Genomic DNA, 21,259 nt, shown 5'->3' on the forward strand with positions numbered 1-21,259 from the left:
GGCAGTAAGCCAAGAACAGGAAGAGCATAGTGTATACCAAGTAAGTCATGAATTGTCAATAAGCACGGGCGAATTGTGCGGGGTCTGGCCCCGGACTTTCATCCGAAGTGGCCAGGACTTTCTGAGCTGCCGGCAGACTGCTGCCCGGGAGAATGTTTTTCCTTTCTTCTTATCCTCCATATCAGAACAGCAAACATTACCGCGATCAGTAGTTCAAGCATAAGACCTAAGGTAGCCCAGGTGAAGATTTCAAAAGTATAGTTATGTATGGGGTTTTTAAAAAGGGCTATTGACATTACGCCTGCTAAAAGAGCAAGAGGGACTAGTTGCAGCCTTGATTTTTTGTTTAAAACAATTTCCAGGCAGCGATGTATGCCGTACAGGGAAAAAGCCATTTTCGCAAAGACGGAAGGATAATAGAATGAAACTATTACTAAATCGAGACGGTCCAGAAATTCAGTCAGCCGGATTTGCTGTACAAGCTGGTAGCTTGGATATAATGAGAAGCTGGTAATAACTGCACTAAGGACACTAATCTGTGAAAAAATCATGACAGATAACATAAACATCCCGATGGCCCCTCCAAGAATAAAAGACCTTCTTGCATCACCGATTGGCTTAACCATTGTAATAACCAGTATAAAAACAATCAGTTCCCCTGCAGAAGCAAGGCCTATAAAACCAGACTGAAGTATAGAGGGAATAGTCCCCAAACCGAGGACCGGCTCAAATCTGCTTAATTCAATTTGGGGAATTAAGGAGAGTGGCAAAAATATCATAATAATAATTAAGTACAGGAAATAAAGCTCTGTAAAACGGGCAATGACCTCAATGCCCGCCCATGCAATATATAAGATAGAGAGGACAAACAGCATAGTAATAACGAAACCGGGTGTTAAAGGAAGCAGGACATGCTTTGTGAAATTGGTAATTGTCCTGAGGTCCCTTGCAAGAATATGAAACAGGAACACAAGGACCAGTAAGGCAGTGCCTCTCGCGAGCAGGTGATTACCTCCCCATATACCATCGTAATTTTTTACTTTTTTAAATCCCCACAGCGCTATAGTTACTAATACGAAAATGTACCCGAACAACAAGGGAGGAATGACCCATGTGTTTTGCATGGACAAATCAATTAGTGCCTGGGGAACAGAAACTATTGTGGTAGAAACGACAAAATTGCCTGAAAGCAATGCAATTTGCAAATTAGAAATACGGGATGTCATTTTCCAACCATCCTTTCTGTAATGGAGCCGAAGGTGTTTGAGAGCAAGTCAGTGTAACGGAACATGACCTGGTCGTAAATTAGGAAAACAGAGGAAAGAGCAGTAATTATACAAAAGGTAAGGAACAGCCATTTCTCCTTCTTATCATTTTTCAGGGTTTTATAGTTGAAAATTCCGGTTGCGAGTAAGAAGCCAATAATAAATAAAACCTCCAGCACAGCTATTCATCCTCCCTTCCTAAAGACTGTCCAAATAAACCAAGGGATTCAATCTGGCTGTCTACGGTCACCTCCACCTCAATATCGGAGAGCATTTCCCGCCAGTTGTCCTTCCATTCCTGCCATTTTTTTGACTCCTTGCGGTATAAAAGCCAGCCAAAACCGAAAGAATCTATTCCCTGGGTCTTGTTTTCCTCGATTACCGCCATCACATTTGATTTGATTTTTTCATTGATCTTATTTTCGGCTTCTTCTAATACACCAGGCTCCTCCAGATTGAGGTCAGACTGACTTTCAAGTATCCCGACTTTAGCGTTTATATCTACCAGTATTTTTGGCATCCCGTTAACTATTTCATAGTCCGTACTAGTGGACTGCTCCAGCACTCTTACATCGAGTGTTTCTTCCTCCTTAATGGGGGTGGGCATTACGTTTCCGTTAAACTTTCCGAGCATCCAGAGCACTCCCTGGCTTTGAGCGTCATCAGTGATATAGGCAAGCTCATCGTCTTTAAATATCCCTGCAGATTTAATCTGAATTTGTTTTGTTTGTATATCAGGGTTTCCTGTTTCATTTTCCACAAGGTCAACTACAGGAATGATTGGGTCATTCCCTTCCTGTAACAGGTCATTGAGTATATCCCTCAGCGACTGCCAGTAATCATCCTGGGCGATCTCGCGTATTGCTTCACTGGGGAGCTGTTCAAGGTATGGATTTGTGTCAAGGACGTCTCTTCCTTTTTCCGTGGAAATCAGTATGAGGGTTGATAATCTGCTTTCCCGGGATCTGGTTAGATCATCAAAAACGGATTGTATGCCCTGCTTAGCCAGATCCTGGCCAATAACTGCTACTCTTCTGTGGCCGAAAGTCAGCCTTCGGGACATCCGTTTTTGAATTTTTCTGTTCGCATCCCGTATCGAAGAAGCAGCGCTGGAATCGATGTAGTAGGGCTGATCGCCCGACGTACCGCCTCCCCCACCTTCACTTCCAGCACCACCGAGCTGGCTCGGGAGTGGTATCAAAATTGATGCCCGGATATCTGATTCTCCTTCCAGGTCCATGGCGGAGGCTGAAATAAGAGCTACATCATTAAGTTCTATACGGTCCCAGCATCCAGTTTGCACTATGATGAGAAAGAGTAAAAAGACGACCAATATTTTTTTCACAGTAAACCCCCCGGTGGCAGTTTATTTTCTGGCTTCAGGTGTCATTTCGTCTGTCTCACGCTTTAAATTCCCCCCGATGATATGCTTCGGCCTGTTTCTCATTGCCCACCATGGCATGCGGATAAATACATCCTTCAGTTCACCCACTGATAATGGTGAAAGGGGGGAAAGGTAAGGGATCCCGAATGATCGAAGCTTAATTAAATGAGTAGAAATCAATACGATCCCCACCACGATGCCGAATAGTCCAAACACAGAGGCGATGATCATCAAACCAAATCGCAGTAACCGGATTGTAATTCCAAAGGTGAATCTTGGGATGGTGAAAGACGCGATTCCTGTGAGAGACACGACAATAACCATCGGTGCAGATACGATTCCTGCTTCTACAGCTGCTGTCCCGATAACTAACGCACCTAAAATACTGACAGCCTGGCCAATTGTTTTTGGCAGCCGCACCCCTGCTTCCCTTAGTGCTTCAAAAGCTATTTCCATAATCATCGCTTCTACGACGGCCGGAAAGGGGATAGCTTCCCGGCTCGCTGCAAAACTGTAAATCAGAGTTGTAGGAAGCATCTCATGATGAAAAGTAGTCAGAGCGATATAAAGAGCAGGAAGAAACAAAGCAACCCCTAAAAAAAGAATCCTCAGCCAGCGGAGAAAGGTACTGATATAAAATCTTTCATAATAATCTTCACTGGCCTGCAGCATCTGCCAGAAGGTAACAGGAAGAAGCAGGGCGAAAGGGGTTCCGTCCACAAGTATGGCCACCCTGCCTTCCAGAAGGTTTGCAGCAACTGTATCAGGTCTTTCTGTTGCCTGAAGCTGCGGAAAGGGACTTGCCGGGGAGTCTTCAATTAGTTCCTCGATATATCCGGTCTCAAAAATACCATCGATTTCAATGCGGTCAAGGCGTTTCTCCACTTCTTCCACAAGCTCGCTGCTGGCAATACCATCCAGATAAGCAATTACTATATTGGTATTAGTTTCCTCGCCAACTTTTTTTGAGATGATCTTTAGTTTTTCTGATCTGATTTTCCGGCGGAGCAGAGAGACACTTGTACCGACATTTTCATTAAAACCTTCCCGTGGCCCACGGATACTGGACTCCGTATCAGGCTCTGAAATGGATCTGTCTTCAAATTTCTTAGCATCCAGGACAAGGACTTTGTCTCTGTTCTCAGTAAATAACAGAGTATTTCCGTCAAAGAGCTGTTCCAGTGCATCTTCAAAGGTTGTCTGTTTGCTTACGTCTCCTATAGTCAGGATCTTTTCTTCAATCTCCTCAAAAGTCAGTGAGGGGCCTTTATATTTCAGCAGTTTTTCAAGAGCACTGAATTCAATAGCGTTCGTATCAATAAGGCCGTTAATATAAACGAGGCAGGCATTCTGTTCACCAATCTTAATTGGTCTGAATACAATGTCTGTGCTTTTTTCCAGTCTTTTCTTCAGGATAGAAATATTCGCAGTAAGGTGAAAACGAAGCGGTTCCTTTTCTTTTTTTCTGCTGTCGTTTTCATTCTTCTTCTTCTGCTTATCCTGTTGATCTGTGTTTTCGCTGCTTTCCGGGTTTTGCCCCGTCTCTTTACTATTGCTTTCTGTTTGTTTCGATTCCTGCTCTTTATTGCGCCCCTCTGCCATCCCATACAACTCCAATAAATAGATTATTTGTAAGTTGCCCCTGCAACCGGCCAATTATCCAGAATCAGCCTTACAAATTTCCGTGCAGAAATTGCAGGGAGACAGACTCCATTGTCATCAAGTTAACAAAGCGAGGTGCCGTCAGGCGGCTTCTTCGCTCTGAGCTGCTGATAATATATTGTCTGAAATTTCCGAATTGTTATTGCGTTTTTTCTCTGAGCTTGTCATAATTACAATCAAAAGAAGCCATTTTAATTATTTCGCTGCTATTCAGGGGGAGAAATTGTGAGAAAGAACTGGTTAAAAGCGTGTAGTAAAAACAGATGCATGGGATATCTTCGTTATCTGCTTATTATTTTCATTGTGGTTCCCGGCATGCTCATACTCTCTCCCGGGGAAAATGCCAAGGCGGATTCTTCAGAACAGCACTTATTTCTGACAAATGAAGGGAAGAAGGTGGAACTTAATTCATATATTCAAATATTTGAAGATGAAGAAGGTTCATGGACAATTAACGGCATTCATGAAGAGCTTTCTGCTAAAGAATTTCATCCTGTGGAAAAGTGGACGCCAAGCCTGGGATATACGAATTCGGTGTACTGGATAAAGCTTCAGATAACGAATACATCTTCAAAAGAAAGATGGCTCCTGGAACTTGATAATCCAACCATGGACTACGTGACCTTATATTATCCCGACCCTCCAGGCGACCAGACAGCTTTGGATGAAGAAGACATGGGGTTCGCTGACGGCAATTACTCCGAGTCATCTGGTTTACAGTCAGACTTATTTGTTTCAGCAGATGGTTTCCAGGCATTCCAATCTGGTGATCTTTATCCTTTTCAGCAGAGAGATTTAAATCATCGTAATTTCGTTTTCACCCTTTCTCTTCCGGTGAATGAAACAGTACCCGTGTACCTCCGATTTGAGACAGAAGGTGCTATGCAGATGCCCCTCACTCTCTGGCGGGATGGGGCGTTTATAGAAAAAGCACAAAAAGAATACACCTTCCTGGGCCTGTTTTTCGGACTTGCTTTAATTATGAGCGTGTATAATTTGTTCTTATTCTTTGCTCTCAAACACAAGAGCTATCTGCATTATGTAATTTTTATTTTATTAAATATTATGACCCATCTAACTTTTACTGGAATAGGTTTTCAATATTTCTGGCCGGAAGCAGTATGGTGGAATAACAGAGCAATCGTATTTTTCATGTGCCTTTCAAATATCTGGGCATTTGTATTTGTTAAAAATTTTCTCGACACAAGGTCACGCCAGCCTGTGTTTGACCGAATTTTTACAGGGCTGATCGCTTTTAATTCCATTATTCTGGGCTTATTGCTTTTTTCCTACCCGGCGGCGCTGAGGTTAATTATGTTCAGTCTTGTGCTGACCATTTTGTTTATCCTCGCTGCTGCAGTAATGAGCCTGAGATCTGGTTACAGGCCGGCGAGATTTTTTCTGCTGGGATGGTGTTTTTTCCTGACAGGTGTCCTCATATCCAGCCTTGCTGATATAGGGCTCATCCCTTTAACCACGGTGACCAAATACGCCTGGCAGGGCTTTTTATCACTGGAGGTCATCTTATTTTCTTTTGCTCTCGCAGATAAAATAAACATCATGCGGTCAGAAAAGGAAAAAGCAGAAAAAGAAGCTGTAAAAAGCCAGCAGCTTGCCTTACAGAGCCTGAAAAAGGCCGATAAACTAAAAGACGAATTTCTCGCTGTGACTTCTCACGAATTGAGAACCCCGTTAAATGGGATTATCGGGCTGACAGAAGCCACTCTTGAAGAGCGTGGTGAAAAGCTGCCTGAGAAAGCAGCGGAAAACCTTGAAATGATCAAGGTGAGCGGAAAAAGACTGGCACAATTAATTGATGATATACTGGATTATTCAAAGCTCAGCTATAATGCGTTAGATCTGGACAGGAAAGAAGTGTATTTAAAAGAATTAACCGATGTAGTAATGACAATCTGCCGCAGCCTTGTCGGAAACAAGGATGTAAAACTTATTAATAAAATTCCTCCATTAATCCCACCTGTATATGCAGACGAAAACCGATTGCAGCAAATTCTTTATAATCTTATAGGCAACGCAGTTAAATACACAAATGCCGGTGAAATTACCGTAAGTGCGCTACAGATTGAGGATTATATTGAAATGAAAATAAGTGATACGGGAACAGGCATACCAGCCCATAAATTAAACACAGTGTTCTTACCGTTCAGCCGGGCGGAGGATACTTCAGCAGCCGGCTCTGGAAAAAATACAGAAGGCTCCGGTATCGGGCTGGATGTGACAAAAAGGCTTGTGGAACTTCATGAAGGTGAAATTAAAGCAGAATCAACCCAGGGAACAGGCACCGTTTTTAGCTTTACGCTTCCAATTTTTAAAGTGAGCACATCAGAACAAGTGATACAGGAAACAGCAGCTGCTGCTATGCCAAAGTCTCCCATGCCTTCCCAGCCTCAGGAAAGGGTAATAACAACAGCAGAGCAGGGGCAAATAAGAGTATTAATCGCTGATGACGAACCGGTTAACCGGCACTTGTTAAAGAGCCAGCTCTCAGCGAAAGGCTTTTTGATAACGGAAGCAGCTAATGGGGCAGAAGCCCTTGAAAAATTAAGGAATGAGCCGCCCTTTGATTTGTTAATTGCGGATATAATGATGCCTAAATTATCAGGGTATGAACTATGCCGGGAAATCCGGAATTTATATTCTCTTACAGAGCTCCCTGTACTAATGCTTACGGCGAAAAATCAAATTGAGGACCGGATCGCAGCTTTTGAAATGGGGGCAAACGATTATCTTGTGAAACCATGCAACAAACAGGAACTGCTGGCGAGAGTGAACACGCTTATCGAGTTAAAACGGTCAGCGACATCAGTCAGAAACTATGTATCCAGGCTGGACATGGCAAATAAAAAACTTGAAAAGCTCAATAATCAGCTTGAGGAAAAAGTCCGTGAGCGGACAATGGAACTCACAAATTCTAACAAAAAACTGGAAAAAGTAAACGTCGAACTAAGGAAGCTGGAAGAATCGAAACGCCTGCTGCTGTCCAGCATCTCCCATGAACTGGGCACCCCGATGACATTTATTCAGGGATACATTCAATCTCTTCAGGAAGGTGTTATTGCATTAGACGACAGGAGATATAATGAACTTGTGCAAAACAGACTTAATATGCTCGAGAGGCTGATTCAGGATATCTTTGAGCTTTCCAGATTTGAAACAGGGAAGATGACGCTGAATATTGAGGAAGTTATTCTGCCGGACTGGCTTGATGACCTTTTTGAAAAATACAGCTTAATGGCTGAGGAGAAAGGAATCGTCTTCACGTACCCGGAGATTAACAGCCTTCCTGTAAAAGAAAAGGTTCTTGTATATATTGATAGGGGAAGAATGGATCAGGTTTTTTCTAATTTAATCGGAAACGCTCTGAAACATACGGAACCGGGAGGGATAATTGAACTGCATATAACTGTGTGCCAGGGCAGTAACCATGCAGATAATGGGGCCGATTTTGATGGCAAGGTTGTGATGGAACTAAGGGATAATGGACAGGGCATCAGGGAAGAAGACCAGCCTCATATTTTTGAAAGATTTTATAAAGGAACTGCAGGTAGGGAAATAAAAGGAACAGGCCTTGGGCTTGCTATAACAAAGGAAATTATCGAGTACCATAAAGGGAAAATCGCCGTGGAAAGTAAATGGGGGGAAGGAAGCAAATTCATCATAATGCTCCCCATAGTTCTGGAATGAAGAATAAACACATGGAAAGGAGATGTCGCTGTGTCCGGGGTAAAAATTATTCTTGCGGAAGATGACAGGGGCATAAGGGATTTGACGACTCTGTATCTTACGCAAAAAGGCTATGATGTTTTTAGCGCGGAAGATGGAAGGAAAGCAATTAAACTAATTGAAGAAATCCGTCCTGACTTAATGCTGCTTGATATTATGCTTCCTGGTATGAACGGCTATGAAATATGTGAGAAGGTAAGAGAGATAACAGATGCCCCGGTTATATTTCTCAGTGCAAAAAGGCATTCCGCTGATAAAGTGAAGGGTTTCGAGAGCGGTGGTGATGATTATATGACGAAGCCGTATAACATGGCGGAGCTGGAGGCAAGAATAAAAGCCCATTTACGAAGAAACACCAGAGTGGCGGAAAGAAAAATTAAAAGCTCTGTGCTGAAGTATGGGGAACTCTCGGTTGACACCAGCAGTTGTGAAGTATACATATCGGGTGAGAAACTCATTCTTTATGCAAAAGAGCTCCAGCTTCTTCTGCTGTTAATTAATCATCCTAACCAGGTATTCAGCGCCGAACAGATTTACGATCAAATTTGGGGATCAGATAAATTTGGCGACCTGAAAACAGTCATGGTTCATATAAGTATGCTTCGAAAAAAGATAGAAAAGGACCCTTCACGGCCGGAATTTATTAAAACGGTGCGGGGGTTTGGTTATAAATTTAATGCCCCGTCAGAAACGATTGTCCAAAAAATTTAAAATATTTTACCTATTTTTAACCTTGGTTCATTATAGTGAATTTAATGAAGACTATGGTGCTTCTCCTCCTGATAAGGGCAAACCTGCTGAAAGGCAGGGACGCAAAGCTTCGGGTCTAAAGGGCTGCTTTCCTTAATATGGATAAGAGCCATATGACAGCCGGGCCGCCTGGTTGGCGAATGCGGAAGGAGGAAAGGGTGAATGCAAAAGGTAATCGAAACTGCTACTGAGAAAGAATGGGAGGAACTTTTACTCGAAGCAAAGAAAATTGGCCTGACACCAGCTGAAATCCGCAACTTTTTTCAAGGGCAAAAAGAACTGAACAGGGCATAATCATTTTGCAGCTCATATTGCATGGCAGCCAGTGAATGAAAAGGCGCATGCAGTTTTTTTGTTTTTATAATGTCGAAAATTGTTATGGTATAAATTTCCTGTACGAATAACTAAATGCATTGAAGGGAACAGAAGAATAATAAGCTTGATGCAGCCAGCAAGATATGATGAAGGCAGGAATATTCGGATCAACTTAGGGAGGTTTTTAGTATGTCTGAAGATAACAGAAATGCACTTGAAACAGCAACGTTTGGAATGGGCTGATTCTGGGGCCCTGATGCCCGGTTCGGTCATCTCAGAGGAGTTGTTAGTACACGAGTCGGTTACGCTGGAGACACAACGGAGCAACCGACTTACAGAAAAATGGGAGACCATTCGGAAACACTGCAAATTGATTTTGATCCGAATGTGATTGATTATAATGAGATCCTTGAACATTTCTGGTATAACCATAACCCTCGGCGACACGGCTACGGTGGACGCCAGTACATGTCTATTTTGCTGTATTCTTCCGAGGAACAAAAAGAACAGGCTCTCAGGAAAAAAGAAGCATTTGAAAAATCAGAAGGGATGCTTATTGAAACAGAAATATCCCCTTTGAGAGAGTTCTGGCTGGCGGAGGATTACCATCAAAAATATTATTTAAAACGGTGGGCGTCTGCAACTGAGGCGGTGATGAGCCTGTATGAGGAACATGATGACTTTGTGAACGCCACACTTGCCGCACGGCTGAACGGATTCATCAAAGGATTCGGGTCAATAGCGGCAATCAAGGAGGAGGTTCAGGAATGGGAGCTGCCTGAAGAAGAAAAAGCGAGATTAACAAACACTATTCGGTCAATTAAATGGTAAGGGAGGGGAAACAAGGCGAATGGATCCATTCGCCTTGTTTTTTATTGGAGTGATTGCGCCCCCCCCCCCCCGGGTCTAGTTGCGAAAATGGAGGTTCTAGGTGCGAACTGCGCCCTTCTATTTGCGAAACGAGCCCCTTGTCGCCACACCCCCAGGTCTAGTTGCGAAAATGGAGGTTCTAGTTGCGAAATGCGCCCTTCTATTCGCGAAACGAACCCCTTGTTGCGAAAATCCCAGGTCTAGTTGCGAAAATGGAGGTTCTAGTTGCGAAATGCGCCCTTCTATTCGCGAAACGAACCCCTTGAATTAGCCAAAAGCGTCAGACCGCCATTATACAAACAGAGCTTCTGCAGTTTTTCTGTGTGTAACTAATTTGTAACCGCTTTCATATACAATAGGTTTGCAATATTATGAATTATCTAAAAAGGGGGATGTGTAATGAATACTAAACGGATAATTGGGTTTGGAGCAGCGGCGGGGCTGTCACTTTTGGCTTTAACTGCGTGCGGGGATAACGAAACTGCCTCTGAAAGCTCTCCAGTGAAAGTGGGGGTCCTCACCTCCCAGACAGGTCTTCTGGAAGCATACGGCAACCAGATGATCAACGGATTTGAAATCGGTCTGGATTACGCTACTGAAGGGACACGGGAAGTGGAAGGGCGTGAAATAGAAGTAATCCTCAGAGATACTCAGACAGATCCTCAGGTGGCCGTGCAGCAGGCAACGGAACTTTTCGAAGACGAAGAGATTGATATTTTAGTAGGAGCTGCGGACAGCGGGGACACCCTGGCTGTTTTACCCCTGGCGGAAACTTATGAGCGGATAATGGTCGTGGAGCCAGCAGTAGCCGATGCAATCACAGGTGAGGAATGGAATCCTTATATTTTCAGAACAGGCCGTAACTCCTCTCAGGATGCTGTAGCAGGAGCGGCGGCAATCGCGGATGAAGGAACACGGATTGCGGTCTATGCTCCAAACAATGCTTTCGGGTTAAACGGGGCTGAAGCATTCATTGATGCAGCGGAAGATCTGGGAGCGGAAATCGTGCTGGAAGAATACCCGGCAATCGATGCAACTGACTTCACTGCCAGTGTCCAGCGGGTTATCGAAGCGGATCCGGAATACTTATTCGTTATCTGGGCCGGAGCGAACAGCCCATGGGGAACTTTTGCCGACATGGGGATTAAGGACAGGGGGATCACAATTTCCACTGGGGCACCTGATATCGCAGCACTGCACCTGATGGGAGATCTCGTTGGTATGGAAGGGTTTTCGGTTTACCATTATTCACTTCCAGATAATCCAGTTAATGATTATTTAGTTGAAGAGCATATGGAACGCCACGACGGAGCTGTGCCGGACCTGTTTACAGCAGGAGGAATGGCCAGTGCGATAGCAGTAGTGGAGGCTTTGAAGCAGAGTGGAGGAAACACTGAAGCAGATGAGCTGAGGGATGTGATGAAAGGGATGGAATTTGAATCTCCTAAAGGTCCGATGACATTCAGAGAAGAGGATCACCAGGCGATGCAGACCCTTTATGCGGTCAGGCTGGAGGAAAGTGATGATTATGATTATCCGGTTCCAGTACTGATAAGAGAGCTTTCACCAGATGAAACTGCACCGCCGGTCCGTAATCAGTAGAATCATGGCAGACCAGGAGGATAAAAAAATGAGCGGGATACTGGAAACAAAAGATTTAACGATTAATTTTGGGGGGCACACGGCCGTGGACCATGTGTCCCTCTCCATTAAGGAGAAAGAACTTAAATCAATTATCGGCCCTAACGGTGCTGGAAAAACAACTGTGTTTAACCTTATCTCGGGACAGCTGAAACCTTCAGCAGGGCAGGTTTATTTTAAAGGAAAGGAAATCGAAAAGCTCCCGCCCCATAAGCGTACAAAATTAGGTATAGGGCGTTCCTTTCAGATAACCAATGTTTTCCCGAACCTTTCAGTCCTGGAAAACGTCAGGCTGGCTGTCCAGTCGAAAGAAAATATCATGTACAACATGATCAGGCATTTTAAATATTTTTCCAGACTTGAAGACGAAGCGATGGGTTTTCTCGAAAAGGTGCAGTTAGACAAGAAGGCGGATCATCCCGCAGCTTCTCTGGCACACGGGGAAAAGCGAAAGCTGGAAATAGCTATACTCCTTGCCCTTGACTCGGAAGTTCTCCTTCTTGATGAACCGACTGCGGGAATGTCCCTGGAGGAAGTACCGGATATTATTGAGCTTATTAAAGAAATACGCGATGAAAGGGACAGGACAATAATTCTCATCGAACACAAAATGGAACTTGTTCTTAATTTATCCGATTCTATTGCCGTTCTGTTTCATGGCAAGCTTCTGGCGGATGGAGATCCGGAAGACATAATGAAGAACGAGCAGGTGCAGTCGGCTTACCTGGGAGGTGACATAGCGGATGCTTAAAGTGAATCAGCTTCAGACGTATATCGAACAGTTTCATATTTTGCAAGGAGTTGAGTTCGAAGTTCCCGAGGGTCAGGTGACAGTAATCCTCGGGAGAAACGGGGCGGGTAAAACAACGACGATGCGCTCCATTATGGGGCTCACTCCCGCTAAATCCGGAGAGATTCTGTTTCAGGGAAAAAACATTATGGCACTGCCTCCATACGTAACTGCTAAAAAAGGCATTGGTTATGTACCGGAGGACCAGGATATTTTCGGAACACTTACAGTGGAAGAAAATATGAGGGTGGCAATGCGAAAGGAAGATAAAGCCACTCTGGAAAGACAGGAATGGATTTTAAGCCTGTTTCCTGACTTGAAGGCTGCCTGGAAACGAAAAGGCGGAAATTTATCCGGCGGGCAGAAACAGATGCTCTCCATTGGAAGAGCCCTCGTAAATGAAACGCCCCTTCTCCTTATCGATGAGCCTTCCAAGGGGCTTGCTCCGATTATGGTGAAAAAAGTAATGGAGGCTCTGCAGATTATTAAAAACGATACAACAGTCCTTCTCGTTGAACAAAATTTTATGATGGCAAGCAGGATTGGGGACTATTTTTACATCCTTGACGAAGGCAGGACGGTATATCAGGGAGAAATGGAGCAGCTGAGGAAAGACGAAGAGCTGCGGAAAAAATATCTTGGAATTTCCTGATAATAAAAGAAAGGAGCTGAGTTTGTGGAACTGCATTTAACATTAATTTTTAACGGTATCGCCACGGGCATGCTGATCTTTCTTCTGGCCGCAGGGCTTTCTCTGATTTTCGGCTTAATGTCTGTACTGAACTTTGCCCACGGCGCCTTGTTTATGTTCGGCGCCTATGCTGGTACTTATGTGTATATCCTGCTTGGGGGCTGGGCTGGCGGCTGGAGTATTTTTTACTTTGGACTCGGGCTTCTTGCAGCAGCTGTGATTGGTATCATACTTGGATTTATTGTGGAGAGGACAACTATAAGACAGGTGTATGGCGACCATCTGCGCCAGATTCTCGTAACTACCGGGGTTATGCTCGTAGTGATGGAGCTTGTGAGAGTATTCTGGGGCTCCAACGTTATACAGGTGGGGAGACCTCAGGTGCTTGATGGGCGAACGGAAATGATGAACGTTCTGTTCGGGCATTACCGTCTGTTTATTATCGCCTTCGGTGTCATTGTGCTTGTCGGAATGCTCATTATGCTGAAAAAATCTAAAATCGGCCTCGTTGTGAGGGCAGGTGTAGAAAATAAAGAGATGGTGCAGGCTCTTGGAATCAATGTAAGACGGGTTTTCACTTTTGTATTTATTTTCGGTACGACACTTGCCTGTATTGGAGGATTTCTGTGGGGGCCTTACCAGGGGCAGATAAACCCCAATATGGGCATGGATTTAATGCTCATTGCTTTTATTGTAGTGGCTATCGGAGGTATGGGGAGTGTTGGCGGATCAGCAGTTGCTGCCATTTTAGTAGGTCTGTCGGAAGCGTATATGGCTTATTTTTTTCCTCCAGGAGCTCTTGCGGTAAACATGCTTATCATGGCAGTTGTGCTGCTCGTAAAACCTACAGGACTACTTGGAGCAACGAGGTGATGATATGAAATCAAATCTGAACGAGATGCCAAACAAAACAGAAACCACTCCCGACGTGCCCCGGCAGTTTCAGAGAAATACACTGATGAAGCAGCCGAATTACTGGATTTTCGCCGCAGTAACGCTGCTCATGATGGCTGTGCCTTTGTTTACAAGCAGCAACTCGGTATTATTTATGCTCACCAACATATTTATTCTCGGTGTGTTTGCGATGAGCTATGATCTGCTCCTTGGGTACACCGGAATCATTTCTTTCGGGCACGCGATGTTCTTTGGGATCGGTGCCTACAGTATGGGACTGTCGCTGAGGTTTTTTGATAACGCAGAAGCAGGAGTGCTTGTGGCTCTTGCCGCTGCCATCGTCCTCTGTTTTATAGTCAGCTTCTTTGTAGGCTTGTTATCCCTGAGGCTGAGAGATACTTTCTACGCTTTGATTACCTTAGCGGTCGCCACGATATTTCTCATCGCTGCAGAACAGTGGCGCAGCCTGACCCGGGGAAGCGATGGATTCAACTTTACGGCGGACATACCGAATAATCTATTCGGGTTTATTAATCTGCTGGACCGGCAGACGGTCTATTACCTCGGTCTTGTATTCATCGTAGCGATGTTTTTAATAATGAGGCGTTTCATCTATTCCCCTGTTGGCAGGACCTTGCAGGCTATCCGGGAAAATGAAAATCGTGTCGCATCCCTTGGCTTTAATGTGCTTCACTATAAGCTCATTTCCAATGTGGTTGCAGGTGTGATTGCAGGCCTTGCAGGAATTATGTACGCCTTTTCTATCAGGTTTGTAAACCCGCACAGTGTTCTTGGCGTGGAACTGACCATTGATGTACTGCTGATGACAGTTATCGGCGGGGTGGGTACCCTTGTGGGAGCCATCGTCGGAGCGGGAATTATTGAAATTTCCTCTCACTGGCTGATGGGCCTTCGGGATGTTCATCCTATATTTGAAAGATGGGTTATCTTATTCGGGATAATTTTTATTCTTATCGTAATGTTCTTTCCAGCTGGAATTGTGGGGACGATCAGACAGAAATGGAAAGCAAGGAGGTCTTCTCTGTGACACAAAATATCACATCCTATGTGCTCAGGATTATCGAAACATACAATGACAAAGGAGAGCAGGAACGGAGAATTAAACTGCGCCATGTACAGACAGAGGAGGAATACTATTTATCTTCCCTTGAAGAAGTGCCTCATTTCATAGAAACCCAGCTTGAAAGAGTGAAAACATCAGCCGGCAAAAATTAGTTGAAGCTATGTCCGCAGAAAGCGTCCGTCTGAAGCGTAAATCGAACAACAAAGCAACATTATTGATTCACCTGGCTAATAGTTTTGCTCTCTGTAAGTGTGGCCTGAAAAGGAAAGGGAAGATGCAAGCTCGATGGGCAGAGGAAAGGAGGCAGGATCAATTGGCAGCAAACAATGGATTCATTGATCAAATAGGGATTCTCAGTTTTGCATCGTATTTGCCGGATGACCGGATAACAGGAAAAGAAATTGCCAGATTAAGCGGACTGCCTGCTGAAGTAGTAGAGCAGAAAATGGGCATTAAGGAAAAAACGGTCCCGGGGCCGGATGACCATACTGTTCAAATGGGAGTTTGGGCCGCAGAGCGGGCGATCGCAAAGGCGAATATAGAAGCTGAGGAGATAGACTTAATCATCTATACTGGGGAAGAGCATAAAGAATATCCCCTCTGGACTGCGGGAATCTACCTGCAAAAGAAACTGGGAGCCGTCAACGCATGGGCTTTTGATGTTTCTTTAAGATGCTCCACGACGGTAATGGCAATGCATGTAGCCAAATCATTAATGCAGGCTGACAAGGAAATAAACACTGTACTTCTGGCTGGTGGATACAGAAACGGCGATTTTATTAACTATGAAAACCCCAGAACCCGGTTTATGTATAACCTCGCAGCAGGAGGAGGGGCAATTATATTAAAGAAAAACCATGAGGAAAATATTCTTCTGGAGACAGAGGTAATAACAGACGGCAGTTTTTCCGAAGATGTTTATGTTCCGGCAGGCGGAACGAAACAGCCGTTAACCGGAGAACTGCTGGAATCAGGTGCATACCAGCTTGATGTCCTTGATCCGGAAGGAATGAAACAGCGCCTGGAGCAAAAATCAATGGATAATTTTCTGGAAGTAATTCGGCAGTCCCTGGCAAAGAGCGGGTTTTCCGAATCCGACCTGGACTATCTGGCTATCCTTCATATGAAACGGTCTGCCCATAACCATGTCCTTAAATCACTTGGCTTAAAAGAGGATCAGGCAGCATATTTAAATACAACGGGACATGCGGGCCAGTTTGACCAGATTATCTCCCTGGAAAAAGCGGAGGAGAGAGGCTTGCTGCAGGATGGAATGGTCATAAGCATGGTAAGCGCAGGAATCGGTTATGCCTGGTCAGCCAATACGATCAGATGGGGGCGGTCAAAATGAAGTGGGATGTTGACTGGCTCGAGGCACGATCCCGTTTGTTTCCTGAGAAGACAGGTGTCGTGGATAGTGAGTCGGAGCAGGAGTGGACGTACAGGGACCTGTATGTAAGAAGCTTATATGCAGAAGAGAAACTTAAAAATGCAGGGGTCCAAAATGGAGACAGAATTGCTTTTCTTGGGCCAAACCATATAAGCTCCATTGATTATATGTTTGCCGCAAAACGGATGGGAGCCGTTTTTGTCCCGCTGAACTGGCGTCTGGCAGAAGAGGAGCTCGCATATATCATTTCCGACTGCAGCCCCCGCGTTCTCATCTACCATGAGAAATTTTGCGATAAAGCAAGCTTGCTCCATTGCCCGGTAAAGATTTCTTCTGGTGGCGCGGATCCTGATACAGAGCTGGAATCCGATGTGGGATCCAGCCGTCCGGAAGCGGCTTTTGTGAGCATGGATGCCCCCTGGATGATCATTTACACCGGGGGAACGACAGGAAAACCGAAAGGGGTAGTCCTTACTAACCGATGTGTGTATACAAATGCAGTAAATACAATTATCAGCTGGGAAATCAGTTCTGACGATGTAACCCTTTCTGTTATGCCTATGTTCCATACTGGAGGGATAAACGCCCTCACATTGCCTGTTTTATTTGCTGGAGGCAAAGTGGTGCTCGCTTCCGGGTTTGAACCAGACAGGTCTGTTGAACTGTTGCGGAAATATGGATGCACGCTCGTTCTCCTGGTCCCGACAATGTATCATGACCTAATCCAGAGTGAAGCTTTCAGACAAGCCCTTTTTCCTGAAATGAAAGCATTTTTATCCGGAGGGGCTCCGTGTCCACTATCTGTTTACCAGGCATTTGCAAAGAAGGGACTTCCGTTTAAAGAAGGGTACGGCTTAACGGAAGCAGGGCCGAATAATTTTTTTATACCTACAGAACGTGCACGGCTGAAACCAGGAACGGTAGGAAAGCCCATGGTTTACAACTCTGTGAGAATTGTAGATGATCAATTCCGGACGGTAAGCCAGGGAGAAGCAGGGGAACTGGCAGTTTATGGCGAACATGTATTTAGTAACTACTGGAAGAATGAAAAAGAAACAGCCGGAGCATTCAAAGGAAGCTGGCTTCTCACCGGAGATATGGCAAGGCAGGATAAGGACGGGGACTATTATATTTTAGGCAGGAAAAAGGATATGGTGATTACCGGAGGGGAAAACGTATATCCTCAGGAAGTGGAGCAGGTGATCAATGAGCATCCTGCTGTAAAAGACATCGCTGTTGTAGGCATACCAGATGAAAGATGGGGCGAAATCGTCACCGCAATCGTTGTTCCTTACGATGGGAAAATGGTAACAATTCATGCCATTGAAGAGTACTGTGCTAAGCGGCTCGCCCGTTATAAAGTGCCAAAGAGAGTATATATAACTGACAGACTGCCTGTTACTCCTGTAGGAAAGATAGATAAAAAGCAGCTGGTATCTGCGTATGCTCCGACAGAAAGCGGATGATCCGCCATTTAGTGTGCAAATAACTGGCAAAAGGCTGAAAGAAAGTTAAGTTTTGCATGAGGGAAGGTGCCTGAATGATGAATTCCTTATATGGACAGATTTTAAAAACAAAGCTGGTTCCTCCCAGGATTACTGACCATATTCTGTTCCGTTCAGCATTGAGCAGGCGTTTTAAGGAGATTGGAAAAAATGCAGTGACACTAATTCATTCAGGGCCCGGGTCTGGAAAAAGCACGGCACTGGCTTCTTTCCTTCGCTCTGAAAAGTACACTTACTGCTGGTACAGCGTAACGGAGCATGATAATCATTTGTTCCGTTTCTTTCATTATATTGTGGAATCAGTGCGTGCGGAATTTCCTGCCTTTGCCCGGGAACTGGAATCGGAGTTCTTTCAGAAGCTCCAGATGGCAGGAGAACAGGATATTTATGCTGCCTGTGGCAAGTTTAGCAACGAATTGTTTGCCCTTGAGGAAGAAATCCTCCTCGTAATTGACGACTTCCATCTTGTTGAAAACTCCAGGGATATAGAAACTTTCATTAAATGGTTTATCCTTCATATGCCCGAGCATATCCATCTTGTTTTATCAGGCAGGTCCAGACCAGGATGGGAACAGCTGACAGCCCTCAAAATGAAGGGGAAGCTGTGTGAGCTGTCTGAGAAAGATCTCAGCTTCAGTAAAGAGGAGATTGAAGTACTGTTTGAAGACCATTATGGCTACAGGCTTCCTGATAACGCCGCCGGCAGAATCTATGAAAGGACGGAAGGCTGGATCATTGCGATTCAGATGATCTGGCAGCAGCTGAACGAAGGTCTTGAATTATCGGAAATTTTAGACAAAAACACTGGTAGTATGGTTGATCTGTTTTCGTTTATGGCCATGGAAGTGATGGAGAAACAGCCTGAAAACGTACAATCCTTCCTGAAGCAGTCATCCATTCTCGACACCATTACTGCAGAAACGTGCGCAGGAATATTTAAAAGGCATGATGCGGGGGAAATGATCAATTATCTGATTCATAAAAATCTATTTTTAATTCCGGAAGGAGGCAGCCAGTACCGTTACCATAGTTTATTTAAGGATTTTTTATATGAGCAGTTGAAAGATCAGGGAAAGCTTGCTGATTCCCTCCATAAACGGGCAGGGGATTATTTTGCTGATTGTCGGCAGACGGAAGAGGCCGTGCACCATTATAGGAAGAACAACGACAATTACTCTATTGCCAGACTGCTTCACGAACAAGGCGACTTAATGATGAAGCGGGCGAGCCTCGAAAGCCTTTTTCATATACTGAACAGCATACCGGAAACGATTAAAGACACTTATCATAAGCTCTGGATTTTTGAAGGGGATATTTACCGGTATCGCTCAAAGTATGAGCTGGCTCTGATTTGTTATAAACGTGCACAGGATAAAGCGGAAGCTGCCGGGGATCTCGAGGGAGAAAGCCTTGGCCTAGAGGGAATCGCTAAAATTTATCTGGACACGATTCAGCCAAAACAGGCTGAACAGTGGCTCAGGAAAGTAATAGATCTGGAGGAGCAGGAATACAACGGGGATTCCGGCCGGCTGATCCATCTTTACACATTAATGGCGGAGAACTCCATCAACTCAGGCAGAGCTAAGGAAGCAGAGCATTGGTATGGAAAAAGCCGTAAAATTCACCTGGATTTCTATGAAGAAGAGCTTGAAGCAAGGATCCACTTAAGGACGGGAAGGTTTGCTTCCGCTCTTAAGATACTGGAGAAACCACTGTTTCTGGATGGGAGCGGAAAAATGGAACGGCTTCCCAGGTCCCACAGGGAAAGGGAGCTGCTGCTTTCCTTAGTCTACGCTTTTCTTGGAGATGGGCAGAAAGCTAAAGAAAGCGCGGAACGAGGAATTATGCAGGGGGTGGAAAACAAGTCCCCTTATGTAGAAGCCTGCGGGTGGATCAGGATGGGGCATGCGGTCCAGCTGACGAATGAGGGAGATACAAAGCTTGCTGAGCAATGCTATAAGACAGCCCTCTCGATCATGGAAGAAATCAATATGTCCCGGGGAAAAGCAGAACCGCTTATGGGGCTCAGCTTCCTTTACGGCCGCAGGAAAAACCTTAAGCTTGCCTTGCAATATTCGGAAGCCGCTTTGCAGGAAACTGAAAAAGTGGATGACCTTTGGCTGTCCAGCCTGATACGGGTCAGCAGGGGCATCAGTTTTTTAACTTCAGAAAAGTACCCGGAAGCCGGTGAGGAATTTGCCATGTGCCGAAGTGGTTTTCAAAGATGCGGCGACAGCCATGGCCTTGCAGTCACTCTCCTGTGGGAGTCCTTCCTGGCCCATCAGCGGCAGGATTGGCAGACTTTTTTCACTTCTATCAGCCATATGCTTAAACTCGTTGAAAATGAGGGTTATGATCACCTCTTCCAGGAGAGGTGCTTACTTGGCCCAGGGGATGTGCAGAAGCTTTCCCCAATGCTGCTTGATGCCCAGCAGCAAATACTGGATGATTCCTATCTGGACCGGCTTCTTATTAACATGGGAATTGAAGATGTTGAAAACCACCCAGGATACACCTTAAGAATTAACACACTTGGAGGTTTTTCTGTGTATCTGGGTGATGAGCTTGTTTCGGAAAAAAGCTGGAAACGGGAGAAATCAAAGGAACTGCTGCAGCTGTTTATTACTAAACGTAAATATCTTCTTCCAAAAGAAGAGGTTTTTCTTATCCTCTGGGAGGACCAGGATGGAAAGGTAGCAGAACGTGATTTTAAAGTGGCGCTGAACGCTCTGAATAAGGTTTTAGAGCCTAAGCGAAAAGCCCGCAGCCAGCCTTTCTTTATCCAGAGGCATGCTTCTTCCTATGGAATAAACCTGGCCGCGCCTTTTGAGCTTGATACGATTACTTTCGAAAGCGGAGTAATGAAAGGGCTTGGGGAAAAAGACAGTGAGAAAGCTGCCGCATTCTTAAGAAACGGCCTTCAGGCATATAAAGGGGACTATCTCCCAGAGCGAAGCAGTGACGATTGGTGTATTGAAGAAAGAGAGCGGCTTCAAGTGCTTTTCCTGCGGGGAGCTGAACGGCTTGCGGAACTTTGTATCGAAAGCAGCCAGTTTTACGAAGCAATCGACTTGTGTGAACAGATCATCGCAAAAGATAAATGCTGGGAAGAAGCATACAGACTGCTTATGAAATGCTATATGATGAAAAATAACCGTTCCATGGCTATCAAATGGTTTGAGAGGTGCCGGAAAACGTTATTAGAAGAACTGGGAGTCCAGCCTATGAGAAAAACACTGGAAGATTATGAACAGTTATTGGAGGGTGTATAAGA

General features: G+C 44.8%; 16 protein-coding genes, 1 pseudogene and 1 riboswitch. Of the genes and pseudogenes, 13 read left to right on the top strand and 4 right to left on the bottom strand.

The window, feature by feature from the left end; translation table 11 throughout:
- Positions 1-98: 98 nt before the first annotated feature.
- Genes BK582_RS08045 through BK582_RS08060 form a run of 4 tightly spaced genes read right to left on the bottom strand, consistent with a single transcriptional unit; the run spans position 99 to position 4,251 of the window.
- A complete protein-coding gene (locus BK582_RS08045) occupies positions 99-1,226 on the bottom strand; it encodes a GerAB/ArcD/ProY family transporter (RefSeq protein ID WP_078594078.1) in 1,128 nt (375 codons plus the stop codon).
- Complete coding sequence (locus BK582_RS08050; protein WP_078594079.1) at positions 1,223-1,444, bottom strand: hypothetical protein; 222 nt, start codon at positions 1,442-1,444, stop codon at positions 1,223-1,225. Before BK582_RS08050 ends, BK582_RS08045 begins: the two co-directional genes overlap by 4 nt.
- A gap of 2 nt (positions 1,445-1,446) precedes the next feature.
- Complete coding sequence (locus tag BK582_RS08055) at positions 1,447-2,610, bottom strand: Ger(x)C family spore germination protein (RefSeq protein ID WP_078594081.1); 1,164 nt, start codon at positions 2,608-2,610, stop codon at positions 1,447-1,449.
- 21 nt (positions 2,611-2,631) lie between these two features.
- Complete coding sequence (locus BK582_RS08060; RefSeq protein WP_078594083.1) at positions 2,632-4,251, bottom strand: spore germination protein; 1,620 nt, start codon at positions 4,249-4,251, stop codon at positions 2,632-2,634.
- Between the two features lie 285 nt (positions 4,252-4,536).
- On the opposite strand from BK582_RS08060, the gene BK582_RS08065 reads away from it, so the two are divergent.
- The 13 genes and pseudogenes from BK582_RS08065 (at position 4,537) to BK582_RS08125 (ending at position 21,257) form a co-directional block, all read left to right on the top strand.
- The gene (locus BK582_RS08065; RefSeq protein ID WP_078594085.1) at positions 4,537-8,016 is read left to right on the top strand and encodes an ATP-binding protein; all 3,480 of its coding nucleotides are present in this window, start codon (positions 4,537-4,539) and stop codon (positions 8,014-8,016) included.
- 30 nt (positions 8,017-8,046) lie between these two features.
- Entirely contained in the window at positions 8,047-8,766 is a 720-nt protein-coding gene (locus BK582_RS08070; protein ID WP_078594087.1) for a response regulator transcription factor, read from the top strand.
- 66 nt (positions 8,767-8,832) lie between these two features.
- Positions 8,833-8,938, top strand: a riboswitch (cyclic di-GMP riboswitch).
- A 29-nt stretch (positions 8,939-8,967) separates the two neighbouring features.
- Positions 8,968-9,099: a DNA-binding anti-repressor SinI gene (sinI, locus tag BK582_RS08075; RefSeq protein WP_078594089.1), complete on the top strand. Its 132-nt coding sequence runs from the start codon at positions 8,968-8,970 to the stop codon at positions 9,097-9,099.
- Positions 9,100-9,375: 276 nt separating this feature from the next.
- Positions 9,376-9,951: pseudogene (locus tag BK582_RS08080) on the top strand (peptide-methionine (S)-S-oxide reductase MsrA); the annotation flags it as partial.
- A gap of 438 nt (positions 9,952-10,389) precedes the next feature.
- On the top strand, positions 10,390-11,592 hold the full coding sequence (locus BK582_RS08085; RefSeq protein WP_078594093.1) for a substrate-binding domain-containing protein: 1,203 nt from the start codon (positions 10,390-10,392) through the stop codon (positions 11,590-11,592).
- A 28-nt stretch (positions 11,593-11,620) separates the two neighbouring features.
- Positions 11,621-12,382: an ABC transporter ATP-binding protein gene (locus BK582_RS08090; RefSeq protein WP_078594095.1), complete on the top strand. Its 762-nt coding sequence runs from the start codon at positions 11,621-11,623 to the stop codon at positions 12,380-12,382.
- Positions 12,375-13,073, top strand: coding sequence for an ABC transporter ATP-binding protein (locus BK582_RS08095; RefSeq protein WP_078594097.1), 699 nt, complete (start codon positions 12,375-12,377; stop codon positions 13,071-13,073). The genes BK582_RS08090 and BK582_RS08095 overlap by 8 nt, the downstream gene beginning before the upstream one ends.
- A 24-nt stretch (positions 13,074-13,097) precedes the next feature.
- Positions 13,098-13,985, top strand: a complete 888-nt coding sequence (locus tag BK582_RS08100; RefSeq protein WP_078594099.1) for a branched-chain amino acid ABC transporter permease — start codon at positions 13,098-13,100, stop codon at positions 13,983-13,985.
- Between the two features lie 4 nt (positions 13,986-13,989).
- Complete coding sequence (locus BK582_RS08105; protein ID WP_244895364.1) at positions 13,990-15,054, top strand: branched-chain amino acid ABC transporter permease; 1,065 nt, start codon at positions 13,990-13,992, stop codon at positions 15,052-15,054.
- A complete protein-coding gene (locus BK582_RS08110; RefSeq protein ID WP_078594101.1) occupies positions 15,051-15,242 on the top strand; it encodes a hypothetical protein in 192 nt (63 codons plus the stop codon). Before BK582_RS08105 ends, BK582_RS08110 begins: the two co-directional genes overlap by 4 nt.
- 161 nt (positions 15,243-15,403) lie before the next feature.
- Complete coding sequence (locus BK582_RS08115; protein WP_244895365.1) at positions 15,404-16,441, top strand: 3-oxoacyl-ACP synthase; 1,038 nt, start codon at positions 15,404-15,406, stop codon at positions 16,439-16,441.
- Complete coding sequence (locus tag BK582_RS08120; protein ID WP_078594105.1) at positions 16,438-17,946, top strand: class I adenylate-forming enzyme family protein; 1,509 nt, start codon at positions 16,438-16,440, stop codon at positions 17,944-17,946. Before BK582_RS08115 ends, BK582_RS08120 begins: the two co-directional genes overlap by 4 nt.
- A 74-nt stretch (positions 17,947-18,020) precedes the next feature.
- The gene (locus tag BK582_RS08125) at positions 18,021-21,257 is read left to right on the top strand and encodes a winged helix-turn-helix domain-containing protein (RefSeq protein ID WP_078594107.1); all 3,237 of its coding nucleotides are present in this window, start codon (positions 18,021-18,023) and stop codon (positions 21,255-21,257) included.
- Positions 21,258-21,259: the final 2 nt, after the last annotated feature.

Source organism: Evansella clarkii, assembly GCF_002019695.1.
Classification (GTDB): Bacteria; Bacillota; Bacilli; order Bacillales; family Salisediminibacteriaceae; genus Evansella; species Evansella clarkii.

Coding starts and splice junctions, on each gene's coding strand:
- BK582_RS08125 (WP_078594107.1), top strand. CDS start 18,021: ATGATGAATTCCTTATATGGACAGATTTTAAAAACAAAGCTGGTTCCT.
- BK582_RS08120 (WP_078594105.1), top strand. CDS start 16,438: ATGAAGTGGGATGTTGACTGGCTCGAGGCACGATCCCGTTTGTTTCCT.
- BK582_RS08060 (WP_078594083.1), bottom strand. CDS start 4,251: ATGGCAGAGGGGCGCAATAAAGAGCAGGAATCGAAACAAACAGAAAGC.
- BK582_RS08090 (WP_078594095.1), top strand. CDS start 11,621: ATGAGCGGGATACTGGAAACAAAAGATTTAACGATTAATTTTGGGGGG.
- BK582_RS08045 (WP_078594078.1), bottom strand. CDS start 1,226: ATGACATCCCGTATTTCTAATTTGCAAATTGCATTGCTTTCAGGCAAT.
- BK582_RS08095 (WP_078594097.1), top strand. CDS start 12,375: ATGCTTAAAGTGAATCAGCTTCAGACGTATATCGAACAGTTTCATATT.
- BK582_RS08105 (WP_244895364.1), top strand. CDS start 13,990: ATGAAATCAAATCTGAACGAGATGCCAAACAAAACAGAAACCACTCCC.
- BK582_RS08085 (WP_078594093.1), top strand. CDS start 10,390: ATGAATACTAAACGGATAATTGGGTTTGGAGCAGCGGCGGGGCTGTCA.
- sinI (WP_078594089.1), top strand. CDS start 8,968: ATGCAAAAGGTAATCGAAACTGCTACTGAGAAAGAATGGGAGGAACTT.